Here is a 14,200-nt window from a genome sequence, read left to right as displayed (position 1 = left end):
AGAGCGGGGAGCCTAACCTGGACAAGAGACCAAGATCGCCGTTTTGCCCGATTTAACCCTGTGTGCGATTCAATCCTGTTCGGTGGTGAGCGTGATCGTCGTCCACCCGCCCACATGGATCCGGTCGCCAGGCTGCAACGCCACCGCCGTCTTCGGCGGAATCGGCTCCGCACTGTCATTGAGGCAGGTCCCGTTGGTGGACCCCAGATCGGTGACCGTCACCCCGCCCCCGGTGATGTGCAGGATCGCATGCGACCGCGACACCGCGATATCCGCCGGAGCCACCGACAGATCGATATCCGGGTGCAACCCCTGCGAGGCACTGCGCTTGCCGATCAGAATATTGGGCCCCAGCAGCGGAATTCGCCGATCCGGGTAGTAGTCGGGGAAATCAACCCGCTCCACATCCGGCCCCTTCTGCGCCTGCATCCGCGCATAGTGCGCGGCGTCGGCGGTCACGGTGGCGACCCACACCGGGCCCGAACCGTTGTTCAGCACCGTCGCTGCCGGGCTGTTGATGTTGCGGGTCTCGCCTTCCGTATCAGGCAAAACCGGCGGCGCGGCAGGCGGCGGTGGCAGCGCCGAATCATGCCCGCAGTTCTCGCAGAACCGCCCTTCGGAGGGCGCCCCGCAGGCCGGGCACAATGCGGATGACGGTGCGGGAGCGGCGAATCCGCTCCCGATCGGCGCGCCGCAGACGTCGCAGTAGTCGGTGGCGGTGGACTCGTGTCCCTCCGTGCAACGCGCCATCACGGCTCCTTGCGGACGCGTGCGGTCTTGGAGGACCGCACGTCGAGTGCCATCTCGTCGACGGGATCGACCTTGTTGCGCAGCTTGACGGTACCGGTCCGCTCATCCACCACATCGACCACGCTGAGCAGCAGCTTGGCGGTGTTCTCATTGCCGGACTCGGTCGCCAGATGGTAGGCCCGCTGGAGTTTGGCCGTGGCAGTGGCGAGATCACCCTGCTTGCGCGCGGTCAGCCCCTCCTGCACGGTCTGCGCGAGTTCGGCCTGCCCGGTGTAGTGCGCGACCCGGCGACTGATACGAGCCGACTTGTCGGTATCGGTGGTCCAGGTGGCCTTGACCAGCCCCTGGCCCAGGATCTCGCCGTCGGCAAGCACACTCACTCGCGCGGCCAGCTTCTCCCGATCCGGCGCGGCGGGTTCCACCTCGAGCTGCACGTGATAATCGCGATCCTCGGCACCCCAGGAGCCCAGCGCGTACTCACCCACCTGCGGCCCGACCTCGGTGCGCCGCGCGGTGAGTTCCTCGATGAACGGCGCGACCTGTTTGACGAACACGATCTTCGCACCCACCGGCGTCCACATCCGCAGCGTGAGTTCGGGAATCGTCTTCTCCATGGACGTCGTCATCATGGCCGCGAAATCCTGGGCCAGCCCGTCGGCGGTCTTCACGATGTCGACGGTTCCGTGCAGTGCGGAAGCGATGGCACGCAACTCGTTCGGCTCCCAGTCCGCCCCGACACCGCGGCAGTCACAGGTGAACACGCCCTGCGACAGCCGGATCTCCTCGGCCAGCCGCTCCGGCTTCTCGTGCTCGTTCTTGCCGTCGGTCAGCAGGATGGCATGCACCATCGCCCCGGGATGCTGTTGCGCGATCAGCCGCGACAACCCCAGCCAGGTGCCGATGGCGGTGCCGCCGTGCGGGGACAGCCGATCCAGTGCGTGCCGGGCATTGGTGCGCTCGACGCGGCTCGCGATCGCCGAGGCCCCCTGTCGCGGATACACCACCTGCGCCTTGTCGGTCCCCTCGACGATGGCGAAGCGGGTGCCGTCGGGCATCACGTCCAGCGCTGCGAGGGTGGCCCGGCGCGCGCCACCGAATTTGTCGGAGCCGCCCATGGATCCGGAGGTGTCGATGATCAGGATCTCGACGCGATCCTGCGGCGGCGCGGCCACCGCCAGCTCGTCGGTGGCCTCGACGGTGACGATGGCGTCGACCGTGCGGGCCCCGTCGGCGAGGTATTCGTTCTGGTCTACGGCGACCGAAAGGCCTTTGTGCTCAGCGGAAGTCACGGTGTGTCTCCTGAGGGTGTACGGGACGGAACAGGTACGAGGGCGACGGTGATGTTGTCCTTGCCACCCGCCCCCAGCGCGTGCTCGACCAGGGCGCGGGCCGCGGGCAGCGCGGGCAGCGTGCTGGTGAAGCGGGACAGCGCCGCCGCCTCGGGCAGGTAGTTCCACAGCCCGTCGCTGCACAGCAGCAGCACCCCGGGCGCGTCGGTGTGCAGTGATCGCACACAGTTGGGTGACCACTGCCCTTCGCTGTCGGCGCCCAGCCAGCGGGTGAGCACGTGGGCGTGCGGGCCGTCCATGGCGGTCTCGAGGTCCAGCAGGCCCTGGTCGACCATCGCCTGGGCGAGGGTGTCGTCGACGGTGAGCCGATCCGAGCCGTCCCGACCGGGGTCTCCGGCGGGCAGCCAATAGGCCCGGCTGTCACCGACATTCGCGACGGTGATGGCCGCGCCGCCGTCGTCCTCGAACTGGACGAGGGCCGAAACATAGGTGCAGGACGGGGATTTGCCGTCCGGCGTCCCGACCGCCTTGACCGCCTCCGCGGCGGCGGTGAGCCCGGCCATCACGCAGTCGTGCGGGGAAAGATCCTGTGCCAGCGCGGTCAGGCAGGCCTCCAGTCCGGCCCGCACGGCCGCGCCGGAGGCCGCCTGCGGGTCCTCGGAGGTGGACACGCCGTCGCAGACCGCGATCACGGCCGCGGCCGGTCGCTCGGGCGCGGTGCCGTCGAGGATGGCGGCCGCGACCGAGTCCTCGTTGCGGGCATGCAGCAGTCCGCGATCGGTGATCAGGTAGGCCGCGCCCAAGTCGGCCTCGAAGCGATCGCGTTCGGGGCCGAGCTCACCGCAGCTGGCGCAGTAGCCGTCCGGATCGAATTCCGTTGCCCCGCAACCGGTGCAGTCCGGTGCGGGACTCGACTCGAAGGTGGCGGTGGTGCCGGTGACCGGATCCAGCCGCGCATTGCGGGCGGCCGCGGCGACCGGCACGGTGGATCCGGAGCCGGGCCGGAACTCCGTGGGCGGCAAGGCGATCTGCCGCATGCCGAGCTTCGCCCCGCATTCCTCGCAGAAGCGGTCGGTGTCGGCGGCGAAGGCGCCGCAGTGCGGGCAGCGGGCCGTCACAGCAGGGTCCTCGGGCGCACCGCATTGGCCTGCTCCACGAGGGCGATGCGTTCCCACATGTCGTCGGTCTCGTGCGCCAGGTCGCGATAACAGCGTTCCAAACCGGTGCGTACCCCTTGCTGATCGAGCGCCACCCCCAGCAGCGGGGAGTGGTCGGCGGGCACCCTGCCCAGTTGCAGCCAGCGCAACGCCGCGTCCAGCACTCCCATGCGGGCTTGCGCGGCACGGCGTTTCGAGTCCAGGGTCAGGCTATCGATGCGCTTGCCCGCATCGCGAACCAATTGTTCGGTGAGCTGACTCGAATCAGACACGGCCAGCAGGGTTTCCACCGCCGTCACCCCGGCCTCGTGATGCACCGCGGAGGCCGTGTCCACCTGGTCGAGGACGGTGACCGCGCCGCCTCGATCCCCGACCGCGCGCCGCATGCGCGCCGCGCCGAAGGCGGCACTGGTGAAGGTGCGGTCGGTGCCCCAGACCATGTCGTAGTAGCGGGTGGCGCGCTCGCGCGCGGGGGCGGGATCGGCCCCGGGGATCGGGACTGCGGGCACTGCGTGCTTGCCGTTCGGGGCCGACTGCTCCTGTTCGACGGCGAGCATCTCGGCGGCGGCCGCCATGAGTTCGGCGGTCACCGCGAGTGCCAGCTTCGGGGCGGCCTCACCGGGCAATGCGCTGTAGAGGGCGTCGAATTCGGCTGCGGCGGCGGGCCAATCGCGCTGCAGCAGCCGGGCCTGACCGGCATACCAGGTCAACCGCCAATCCCCGCCGAGCGCGTCACCGACCTCGTCGAGCCGCCGCAGCGCATCGTCGGGATCACCGAATTCCAGTGCGGCCCTGATCAATCGCAGCGGAATCTCCACGGATTCGCCCTGCCCGGTGACCACCGACGCCAGGCCCGCGGTCAGCTCCCGCTCCAGATCGGCCGGCGTACCCGCACTCGTGGAGGCGAGCAGGGCCGCGCCACTGTCGCCGGGATCGACCAGCGGCACCGGCAGGGCGGCGATGATAGCCCGCGGATCATCCGGCAGCCGATCGCCGACCCCGAAAACCGCACGCGGCGGCCCGAACCGGGTGGACAGACCCGGCCGCGGCCGCCCGTCCTCGTCGGCGAGCACCTCGCGCAGGATGCCGGTGAGCTGATCGCTCATCTCGGTCATGGAGGTGAACCGCGCATCGGGGTCGGCGTCGGTGGCGCGCACCAGGAATCGGTACAGCGATTCGTGCTTGGCCATGAGCGGTTCGGTGTCCGGGCCAGGCAGCGGCCCGAGTTCGTTGTTCACCGGCGGGATCCGCATGATCAGCGCGGCCAGTGTGCGGCCCACGGTGTACACCTCCGACGCCACCGTCGGCCCGGTCTCGGCGATCTCCTTGGCCTGGTATCCCGGTGTGCCGTAGATGGTTTCGTTCTGATCGTGCAGGCTGATGACCGCGCCCAGGTCGATGAGCTTGAGCTGCTCCTCGGTCTGCATCACGTTGTCGGGCTTGAAATCGCAGTAGGCCAGTCCGCGTTCGTGCAGATACTCCATCGCGGGCAGCATCTCGAGGATGTAGGCGATGGCGCGCGCGGGCGGCAGATACCGCTGATCGGCCGTGCGCTGTTCGCGCAGCAGCTGTTTGAGCGATTTGCCGCCCACGTACTCCATGACGATGTAGCCGACCGGCTTGCCGTCGGGGCCGGTGTCCTCGGCGAAGTTGTAGATCCGCACGATATTCGGGTGATCGACCTGCGCCAGGAAGCGCTTCTCGGCCACCGCGGCCCGCATGGCGTCCACGTCGCCGGTATTGAGCAGGCCCTTGAGCACCACCGGCCGGTCGTCGACCTTGTGGTCCACGGCCAGGTAGATCCAGCCCAGGCCGCCGTGCGCCAGCGGGCCCAGCACCTCGTACTGGCCGCCGACCACATCGGTGCGACCCAGCTTGGGGGTGAAGGAGAACTTGGTCCCGCAGTGCGGGCAGAACCCTTCGGCGCGACCGGGTTTGCCGTCCCGGCTACGGCCGACCGGCCGTCCGCACTTGCCGCAATCGCGATGGCTCTCCGGCACTTCGGCATCGGTGAGAACGGCCTCGGCCGGATCCTTGCGCGGCACCGACGGCACCTTGACCATGCCCGCGCCCAACCGCCCGCGACTGCCGCCGGTCGAGCCCGAGCGTCCGGTGCGCACCGAACGACCACTGCGAGAGGCCCCGCTGCGCACGGTGGACCCGGCACCGCTGGCCCGTCCGCTCTCGCGCGCGGTGGTGGCCATGGCCGACACAGGAGCAGGCGCGCTACCGCAGGTGTCGCAGTACCCGTCGGAAATGGTTCCGCCGCAACCGGGTTCGGCGCAGCGGTCCGAGGCCGGTGCGGAAGCCGAGTTCGGCGCGGCGGCCGAACCTGCGGGCGCGGAGGCCGGGGTCGAGGCTGCGGGTGCCGCGCTCGGGGCGGTGCCGCAGACGAGGCAGTATCCGTCCTCGATGGTCCCGGTGCAGCCGGGTTCGGTGCAGTTCATGATCGCCTCCCCGATTTCTGCGTGATGAGCTGGCGGTAGTCCGTGACGGCGCGGGTGACCGCGGCCAGGTCGCAGGGTCTGCGGGAGAGCAGGCCCGCGGCAATTCGGCTGGAGGCCAGCACATCCTGGTCCTCGCTGACGCCCAGGCGGGCGGCCTTGGCGCGGTAGGAACTGAAACGGCCCTGCAGTTCCACCCGCCGGTCGAGCAGGCCCTGTGCCAGTGCTTCGGTGTGCTGGGCCGCGCCGACCGCGTCACCCAGCCGCCGATGCAGCTCCCACAGTGCCGAGGGCGCGGGCGGATTGGCTTCCAGCGCGGTCAATTCCGCACCGTAGACGGCGCTGTCGTCGACCGGTCGCGGCAAGGGCGCGGCCAGAATGGTGCGCTCCACTTCGACCCGGGCGTGATCGGCGCGCTCGTAGGTGCGGCGCAACGACTCGATGCGCGAGCGCACCCGCTCGACCGCGCCGTCCCAATCCGTCGACATGGCACGCAGTTCGGTGAGCACGGCGGTGGCCGCGCGCATGCGCCGCGACAGGTCGGCGAGCCGCTGGTCGAGATAGTCGGGACCGAGCGCGAGCGGATCGGTGGCGACCTGCGTGGCGAGCGCGTCGATATCGGCGGCGAGCGCGTGCAATTCGGGCACCGAGTCGCCGACCCGATCCAATTCCGCACGCAGCGGCGCGATATCGGCGATGACCCGGTTGTTGACCGCCTCGACGGCGTCGAGCACCGCCACCACGGACGGGAATGCCGCGCGCATGCGATCGAGCATCTCGGTGATGCCGATCAACTCCACTTGTTCGCGCGGACCGCTCAGTGAGCGCTGCGACATCGGAATCGTGTGCCGCGCCACCTCGACCGGCTGCCCGTGCAGCAGCCGGGTCAGCTCCTCGCGGTCCAGCGCGTCCAGCCGCCGCCGGGCGCGCGTCGCCTTGGCCTGATCCAGCACCGTGCCCAGCCGCCCGAAGTCCTCCCACATCAACTCCAGCGCCGCTCGCGCCGGAGCCCATCGCGCCTCGGTGGCCCCGGTGGGCGGGAACCGGCGCAGCAGCACCAGTCCGGGATGCTTGTCCAGCTCGACCAGGGTCGCGGCGATGGTCTCGATTTCGCGTGCGCGCTCGGCGATTTCACGATCTATTTCGGCGACGCTGAGAATGTGCCCAGGATTCCCGTGCATGGCCTGGCTCAATCGCTGTAGAGGGGGGCCGGGGGACCGTTGGACGGGCCCATCACGCTGAGCCGGTCGTTGTACATACGCTGCCAGGTGCCGTCGTTGCGGATGCGCTCGAGGACGCCGTTGACGAAGCGCACCAGATCGGTGTTCTTCTGCTGCACGCCGACGGCATACACGTCGGTGGCCATCGGGGGTCCGACGATGTCGAGGTTGGGATCCTGGATCTTCAACCCGTACAGCAGCGGCATGTCGGTGCTCGCGGCATCGACCTCACCCTGCTGCAGCGCGGTCAGACAGTCCAGCCAGTTCTCGATGCCGATCACGGTGGGGCGCTGCTTGTCCGGCAACGCGAACACCGCGTCCAAGGTGGTCGAGCCCGGGATGCCGCACACCTTCTTGCCGCCCAGATCGGCCGCGGAGTTGATGCCGGACCCCTTGGTGACCAGCACCCGCTGATCGGTCGAGAAGTACACCGAGGAGAACTGGATGTCCTTGCGGCGCGTGCAGGTCGGCGTGAAGTCCTGCACCACGAGATCGACCTCGTTGTTCGTCAGCGCCGCCGCCCGGTGCGAGGAGTCGATGGGGTGCAGTTCGGCCTTGTCGGGGTCGCCGAGCAGGTCGCGCGCGATCTCGTGGGCCAGATCGATGTCGAAGCCCTCGAGCTGACCGGTGCTCGGATTGCGGAAGCCGAACAGGAATTGGTTCTGGTCCACGCCGATACGGATCTTGCCGCTGGCCCGAATGGCCGCCACCGACGGCGCCGAGATGCTGTCGGATTTGGGGCGCAGGCTCGCGGTCGGTTCGCCGCAGGACTTGTCATTGCGCTGCGGGGGCGGGGCGGTGGCGATAACCGTTGCGCCCGCGGGCAATCGGTTCTCCGCGGGCAGCTGGAAGGGCGCGGCGTCCGGCGTCGATCCGCACGCGCCCGCCAGCAGTGCCACGGCTGCCAGCAGCAGCATGCGCATGCGCGTCTTCACAGGAACTCCTTCAACCGTGGCCACACCCCGACCACGATGGCGACCGCCGCGGCCAACAGCAGCACCAGCGTGCCCCAGGGGCTGAGGGTGAGGGCATTTCCGGCCGTGTTCACATCGTCGCGCACTTCCTGCCGGGTGCGGTCCAGTTCGGCCTTCAAGGCATTGTCGAGTGCGCTGAACTGAGCGGCCGAGCCCTTGCCGTCGGTCTTGACCGACTGGGTGACCGCGCCGCTGTAGTCATTGCTCTTGTAGGCGGCGACTTCGAGCGTGTGGCCGTCCTGCCAGCTCGAGAAGGCGTTCTGGGCGGCAGAATCCGTGCTCACCAGACCTGCCAGGTCCGCCCGCAGCTTGTCGGAGTCGGTTTTGAAGCGGCCATCGCTGGCATCGATATCGGTGCGGGTGACCAGTTGCAGGGTTTCCTCGTTGCGCGCCTGCTGAGCCAGAATGCGGGCGTCCGCCAGCTTCTCGAAGCGCGCGGTGGCCCCGGTGTCGATGGCGGCCGAGGCCGCGATAGTGGTGGCGACGATCCACAGCAGCGCCACCACGGTCAGCCCGGCGGCGGTGATCACGCCCGAGTTGACCCAGCGGTTGGTGCGGCGCAACAGGATCCACGAGCCGTACCCGCAGGCGGCCAGCAGCAGCACCAGGATCCCGGTGCTCCACCACGGCAGTCCGGTGATGGCGTCCTGATCGTCGTGCAGCTGCGTCACCCGGATTGTCTGCAGTTCCTTCGCGTCCTTCAGGATCGAGCCCTGCATGAGCGCCGAAGCCTGTCGCAGATACGCGGAACCGACGGGCAGGTTCTGGCGGTTGTTCGCTCGCGCGGCCTCGATATCGCCGGTGTAACTGGGCAATTCGGCAGCGATCCGGCCGAGGATGGCGCGCGTCTCGCTGTCGGAGGCGCCCGTGGTGGCCTCCGCGAGGGCGGCGGCCGCATCGGTGAGCGCGTTCTCGTAGCGAGTGCGCACCTCGTGAGATTCCACACCGCCGGAGAGATAGGCCGTGGAGGCCGCGGCATCGGCGGTCGACAGCGCCACGTACAACCGCTGCGAAGCATTGGCGAGGGGTTCGGTATGCGCCAGCACGGTGTCGTGGCGAGTGATCTTGGCGCTCTGCGCGCTCTCCGAAACCAGACCGGCGATCAGAGCCAAGAGTGCGAGGGCAGCGCCCACCGCACCGATGACGCCCGGCGCGGTGCGCACGAAACGTCGCGTCCATTGCGCGGCATTGCGCATGGTCGTCGGTAGACGACTCCTCAACTCCGTTTCCCCCGTTCGAACCGGCCGGTGCTCCCCGTAGCCAGATCGTACGGGAGTGATCGCACCCTGTCGATCGAGTTCCAACTGGTCGGAATTTATTGGTGAGCCGTTCATTTCGAATGCACGTGCATTCGTGACCGAACCGCGAAATCCAGATTTAACCGTAGGTAATCGTCGGGAAACGTTACGGCACAACACTTGGTTCACCCAATGTGACGCCAGACACCTTATGTCACAACGTAATTTAGTGCTGGAGTAGGTATGGTGCCTGCCTGCTCCGCGGTGAGGTAGCGCTGAACAATGTCACCGTATCCCGACTGGCTGAACCCCGGCGACAATGCCTGGCAACTGGTTGCCGCCACTCTAGTCGGTCTCATGAGCATTCCCGGTATCGCGATCTTGTATGGCGGTATCGTGCAACGCAAATGGGCCGTCAATACCATGCTCATGGCATTCACCGGATTCTCGCTGGTCCTGGTCGTATGGGTGCTGTGGGGCTTCAAGATGGGGTTCGGCGAACCCATCAAACTCGGCCCAGGAATTCTGCGGGCCGCAATCGGCAAGCCACACACCATTCTCGGCTCGAATAATCAAGAGCAGGCGGTGATTCCGCTCCTCGACGGGCTCATGCCCAAGTTCCGGTTCTCCGAGACGACGCTGGCTTACTTCCAGTTCGTCTTCGCGGCCATCACCCCGTTGCTGTTCCTGGGCAGCGTGATCGGGCGCATCAATTTCAAGGTGTGGCTGATCTTCGTCCCGCTCTGGTCGACGCTGGCCTATTCGGTCAATGCCTTCCTGATCTGGGGCGGCGGCTGGTGGTCACAGATGGGCGCGCTCGACTACTCCGGCGGGTACGTCATCCACTTGGCCGCGGGTACTACGGGATTCGTGGCCGCGGCGGTCATCGGGCCACGGCTCGCGCGTGATCGAGAACGTGCGGTCCCCAACAACCTGCCCATGGCCGCGGCCGGTGCGGGCATCCTGTGGCTGGGCTGGAACGGATTCAACGGCGGTGACCCGTACTTCTCCGGGTCCGACGCCTCACTCGCGGTGATCAACACCAACCTGGCCACCGCGGTCGCGGTGCTGACCTGGGTGCTCTGGGACATGTTCGCCGGTCCGTCGCGGAAGCCCAACTTCCTCGGCGCGGTCAACGGCATGATCGCCGGCCTGGTCGCCATCACCCCGGCGGCCGGTTTCGTGAACAGCTTCGGCGCCATGGTGATCGGGCTCATCGCCTCGACCCTGGTGTGGCTGTCGTGGAACAAGCTCGGGCGCACCCGACTGTTCCGCAAGGTCGACGACACCCTCGGTGTGGTCCACACGCACGGCGTGGCGGGCCTGGCGGGCGGCATGCTCGTCGGCGTACTCGCCGATCCGAATATCAAGGTGTACCTGGGCACCGGTGGCGCGGCCGATTCCACCTACGGCGGCTGGCTCTACGGGCACAATCCGAAACTCTTGCTCTGGCAGGCGGGTGCGGCCGGCACGGTCATCGTGTGGGACGCGTTCATCACGTTCGCGATCCTGAAGATATTGAGTCTGTTCATGAGTCTGCGAATGCCGGACGAAGTGCTCGAGACCGGTGACGTCGGGGCGCACGAAGAGGAGGCCTACCCCGATGAGACGCTCGTGCACGCGCAATCGGGGGTGCTGAAGAAACCGCCCGTGCGCGCGCCCGCGGAACAGGATGGAGCGGAGATTCCGGCCAAGGAATCCTGATGTCGGCGCCGCTGCAGTTGGGCGGCATGATCGGATACCACGGTATGGACGCGGGCGGCGGCGCGGACGCGAAACTCTTGACGCTGGTGTTGCCGCCCGGCCTGTTCGATCAGATCAAACAGGCCCTGGCCGCGTTCGGCGTCCGGCGCATGGTCGTCACCCAGATCTATCGGGTCGACGACCGTGACAACCGCGTCGAAAGCTATCGCGGACAGCGTTTCGAAACCGATGTCTCCGCCGGGTTGCGCGTCGAATTGCTCGCCCGGACAGAGGATGTCACCGATCTGGTCCGCATGATCGGATCGATCGGATCCAATCACGAGGCCGCCAATATACAGATCTGGATGATCGACGCACGCCGACTGTGATCGGTGTGAAAAGTGATTGCCACTGCTCCCGCCCCGGCCGTATGGCCGGGGCGGGAGTTCTGTTGTGCGTCGGGCGTACGGCAATTCGGCGGTGGGAGTTCACTTTTGGCAGTGCGGTTGGCCTTCGGCATGGTTGCCGAACGGGATCGGCGAGCCTGGCTGGTCGACACAGGGGAGCCCATCGGTCACGACGGACCCGCCGGTGCGGCCGTCGTCCTCGGTCCGCGCGACAGTGACTCGGCGCGAGTGGCCATCGCCTGCGCCGATCTGGCCGGACTCATCGAACTCGGCGGCACCGTGATCGCCGGAGCCGGAATCGATCTCGGCGAAGGGTTCGTCTCCGCCCGGCTGGCCGGTGCGCCCGGCGACCGCCGCGACGCCGTGCTGGCCGCGCTGCGGGTATTGAAACTCGGCGGCGCGTGGCGGCTGGGGGAGCGCGGGGCCACGCTCGTCGCACTTTTCGGCGTCACCGCCACCAAGCCGGTAGGGGCTGCGGCCGAGCAGGCCATCGGCGAAGGACACTGGGCCACCGTGATTCTGGCATCGGCGGCTGCCGACCTGCTCGGTCCCGAACAGTTGGTGCGCGTGCTCGCGTTGCGCGCGCCCGACGGGGTCGATCCGATTCCGGACGGCGCGCCCTCGGTGCTGGCGGCCAACCTTCTCCGGGTACTCGAACCGTACTCGCCGCGGCGGCGTCTGGAGTTGGTGCTGGACCTGTGGGCCGAGGTCTGCGCCCGACAGCTCGCCGACGCGGACCGCGAACGCCTGATCGCCAGCCACGACCTGTCGAGCCGGGAGGCGTTGTCCGAGCGCTATCGGCAGTTCGACGAGGCGGAAGTCATCAAACTGGCCCAGGATTCGACATCCCGCCCGTTGACCCTGTTGAGCGCCATCCACTTCCGGCCCACCTGGCACAGCCTGTGGCGGCATTCCGTCGAGCGGGCGATCCAGGATGCGCTGGCAGCAACGGTGTTGCTGCGCGCTGCCGTGGCGGTGCACGAACTCGGCGTAGCCGCGGGTATCGCGCAGGTCCGCGATGAATTTGCCGCCACCTCAGCACTGTTCACCCGCGCCGAGGTCCGACGAGCGCTCCGTACGGACAATGTCCCGACACCCCACGGAACGTCGCTGCCCGCCCGCCCCATCGTCCACATCCGCGAGATCGACGTCTGGCTACGCCAACACGAGCCGCAAGGCCCCGCCTTCGGCAAGTTCGTCCGCACCCGTCTCCGCACCGCCCTGGCCTACGGCATCGTCGTCCACACCCGCTGTCGCAGCCTGTTCGTCCACGAAATTCCCTACGACGTACTCCCCGAGGAATGGGACTCGAAATCCCTGCGCGCCTGGCGCACCGAAATCGGCCACACCCCTTACCGCGCACCCGAGCACTGGCACTGCGAACCCCTCGTCCGCCACACCCGCCCCAACCTCGCCACCCGCCTCGCCGAGGCCGAGCGCATCGCCGTAGTGGAAGCCGCCGACACCGAACAGACCGGTGACGTGGCGCAGACACGTGATGCGGCGGAGGGCACTTCCGAAGCCTCGGGGTCGAAGGCAGGCGAGCAGGCGTCGGATCTCTTGTGGCTGGCGGACCTGGCCGACGCGGTGGCCCGAGCACGCGGGCACGAGGCGGCCACGGTCGAGCCCTACTACCGGGTCCCCGAATTCGATCTGAATCCGCCACGGCCGCAGCCCGACCCGCTGACACCGCGCTCGGACTCGATCCCGCTCGCGGTGGCCGGTGCCGCCCAGCTGCTCTCGCTCGGCGCGCCCTCGCCTGCCCGCTGCCGGGACTGGGCCGGGCTGTGCGCGGCACTCGTGGACAGCGGTGTCATCGCGTCGGCGCTCACCAGCGAATTCGATGTGGACGACACGGTATTGGCGTACGACGGCACGATCCTGCCGGGAACCACCGTGCGCCTGCAGATCGCGCGTGGCGCGTCCCGCCTCGCCGAGTGGTCGGACTTCATGGGCAATTGCATTGCCGGACAGTGGTATCAGGACCACGCCTCGCGCGGCATCAGCATCCTCCTCGCCCTGCGCGACGAGCACGACGTCATCGCGGCCAATGCCGAACTCGGACGCACCGGCCACGGCTGGACGGTCCGCGAAATGGCGGGCCGCTTCAACAACGAAGCCGATCCCGCACTGCGCCAGGCACTCCAAAGCTGGGCCGCCACCCTGCGCCACGAACAATCCAACTCAGAACCGCCCGAACCGGACCCCGCCACCCCGCCAGCCCGAGCCCGCCGCCGCGCCGCCTCGAACCCGATCCGTGAGGTCGCCCCCGCCCTGCACGAGGCAGCCCGCAAAGCAATGATCGACGCCGAACCCGCCCTCCACACCCTCGCCGCCCTGACCGGCAACCTCCACGGCGACCCCAAAATCCTGACCGCCCTACGCCGCACCCCCGCCGACCGCCTGACGCGCCTGTGCGCTGATCACCTCACCGCCCAGCCCGCCGACCTACCACTCCTGTGGTCCGCCACCGCCACCCGCCCCCTCGCACACGCCGTCGATTCCCTCGACCCGCCGCTCCTGACCCGTCACCCACGCCTGCGCACCATCACCACAGACGCCCCGATCCCCTCGAAAACCCTGCGCGCCTTGGTAAAAGACCCCGACATCGCCACCGCCCGCTCGATGGACCTGATCGCCCACCGCATCCGAGCAGCCATCGGCCGCCTAGCCCGCCGAGACGACCCCGCCCTGGCCCACGCCCTCACCCATCACCCCACCCCCGACCTACTCTGCCCCCTGATCCTGGCCACCACATGCGCACCGCCCCACCACATCCCGCTCACCCAGATCACCCCACCCCGAGCCCTCACCATCCCGGGCTTCCCCACCACCACCCTCGACGACCCCGAGGGCCCGTGGCACACCGCCTGGCCCGCCACCCTCGAACTGGGCTTGACTCCAACCGATCTCGGCCCCGACCGAGAACACTTCTGGACCCACCTAGCCGACCACGGCCTACTGATCCCCACCACCTGGCTCCCCACCGGCGGCTGGCCGACCTTGTGGTCCCGTGCTTACGCTCGAGCGAGATAGCC

The 14,200-nt window shown here is 68.4% G+C and carries 11 protein-coding genes; 4 read left to right on the top strand and 7 right to left on the bottom strand.

The annotated features are described in order from the left end of the window. Positions 1–69: 69 nt before the first annotated feature. Genes ACYVN4_RS22015 through ACYVN4_RS22000 form a run of 4 tightly spaced genes read right to left on the bottom strand, consistent with a single transcriptional unit; the run spans position 70 to position 5,241 of the window. Positions 70–750, bottom strand: a complete 681-nt coding sequence (locus ACYVN4_RS22015; RefSeq protein WP_460723838.1) for an FHA domain-containing protein — start codon at positions 748–750, stop codon at positions 70–72. Continuing rightward, complete coding sequence (locus ACYVN4_RS22010) at positions 750–2,039, bottom strand: vWA domain-containing protein (RefSeq protein WP_460723837.1); 1,290 nt, start codon at positions 2,037–2,039, stop codon at positions 750–752. Before ACYVN4_RS22010 ends, ACYVN4_RS22015 begins: the two co-directional genes overlap by 1 nt. Then, positions 2,036–3,157 carry a PP2C family serine/threonine-protein phosphatase gene (locus ACYVN4_RS22005; RefSeq protein ID WP_460723836.1) on the bottom strand — a complete coding sequence of 374 codons (1,122 nt, stop codon included), beginning with the start codon at positions 3,155–3,157 and terminating at the stop codon, positions 2,036–2,038. The genes ACYVN4_RS22010 and ACYVN4_RS22005 overlap by 4 nt, the downstream gene beginning before the upstream one ends. Continuing rightward, positions 3,154–5,241 (bottom strand): serine/threonine-protein kinase, encoded by a 2,088-nt coding sequence (locus tag ACYVN4_RS22000; protein WP_460723835.1) that lies wholly within the window; start codon positions 5,239–5,241, stop codon positions 3,154–3,156. Before ACYVN4_RS22000 ends, ACYVN4_RS22005 begins: the two co-directional genes overlap by 4 nt. On the opposite strand from ACYVN4_RS22000, the gene ACYVN4_RS21995 reads away from it, so the two are divergent. Beyond that, positions 5,207–5,668, top strand: a complete 462-nt coding sequence (locus tag ACYVN4_RS21995; protein WP_460723834.1) for a hypothetical protein — start codon at positions 5,207–5,209, stop codon at positions 5,666–5,668. The genes ACYVN4_RS22000 and ACYVN4_RS21995 overlap by 35 nt on opposite strands. Here the strand turns inward: ACYVN4_RS21995 and ACYVN4_RS21990 are convergent. The 3 genes from ACYVN4_RS21990 to ACYVN4_RS21980 are packed head-to-tail and all read right to left on the bottom strand — an operon-like array spanning position 5,640 to position 9,054. Then, positions 5,640–6,821, bottom strand: coding sequence for a hypothetical protein (locus tag ACYVN4_RS21990; RefSeq protein ID WP_460723833.1), 1,182 nt, complete (start codon positions 6,819–6,821; stop codon positions 5,640–5,642). The two genes, ACYVN4_RS21995 and ACYVN4_RS21990, sit on opposite strands and share 29 nt — an antisense overlap. An 8-nt stretch (positions 6,822–6,829) precedes the next feature. Further along, positions 6,830–7,795, bottom strand: a complete 966-nt coding sequence (locus ACYVN4_RS21985; RefSeq protein ID WP_460723832.1) for a glutamate ABC transporter substrate-binding protein — start codon at positions 7,793–7,795, stop codon at positions 6,830–6,832. Further along, positions 7,792–9,054 carry a hypothetical protein gene (locus ACYVN4_RS21980; protein WP_460723831.1) on the bottom strand — a complete coding sequence of 421 codons (1,263 nt, stop codon included), beginning with the start codon at positions 9,052–9,054 and terminating at the stop codon, positions 7,792–7,794. The genes ACYVN4_RS21985 and ACYVN4_RS21980 overlap by 4 nt, the downstream gene beginning before the upstream one ends. A gap of 300 nt (positions 9,055–9,354) precedes the next feature. Here ACYVN4_RS21980 and ACYVN4_RS21975 point away from each other — a divergent pair, with 300 nt between their 5' ends. The 3 genes from ACYVN4_RS21975 to ACYVN4_RS21965 all read left to right on the top strand — a co-directional run bounded on the left by ACYVN4_RS21975 (position 9,355) and on the right by ACYVN4_RS21965 (position 14,198). Further along, a complete protein-coding gene (locus ACYVN4_RS21975) occupies positions 9,355–10,776 on the top strand; it encodes an ammonium transporter (protein WP_460723830.1) in 1,422 nt (473 codons plus the stop codon). Next, positions 10,776–11,144, top strand: a complete 369-nt coding sequence (locus ACYVN4_RS21970) for a hypothetical protein (RefSeq protein WP_460723829.1) — start codon at positions 10,776–10,778, stop codon at positions 11,142–11,144. Before ACYVN4_RS21975 ends, ACYVN4_RS21970 begins: the two co-directional genes overlap by 1 nt. A gap of 105 nt (positions 11,145–11,249) precedes the next feature. Continuing rightward, positions 11,250–14,198: a hypothetical protein gene (locus tag ACYVN4_RS21965; protein ID WP_460723828.1), complete on the top strand. Its 2,949-nt coding sequence runs from the start codon at positions 11,250–11,252 to the stop codon at positions 14,196–14,198. The last annotated feature ends 2 nt before the right edge of the window (positions 14,199–14,200 follow it).

This window comes from Nocardia heshunensis (assembly GCF_054782115.1).
The sequence above is the reverse complement of the archived record's forward strand: the minus strand, read 5'-3'. Positions and strand labels throughout refer to the sequence as shown.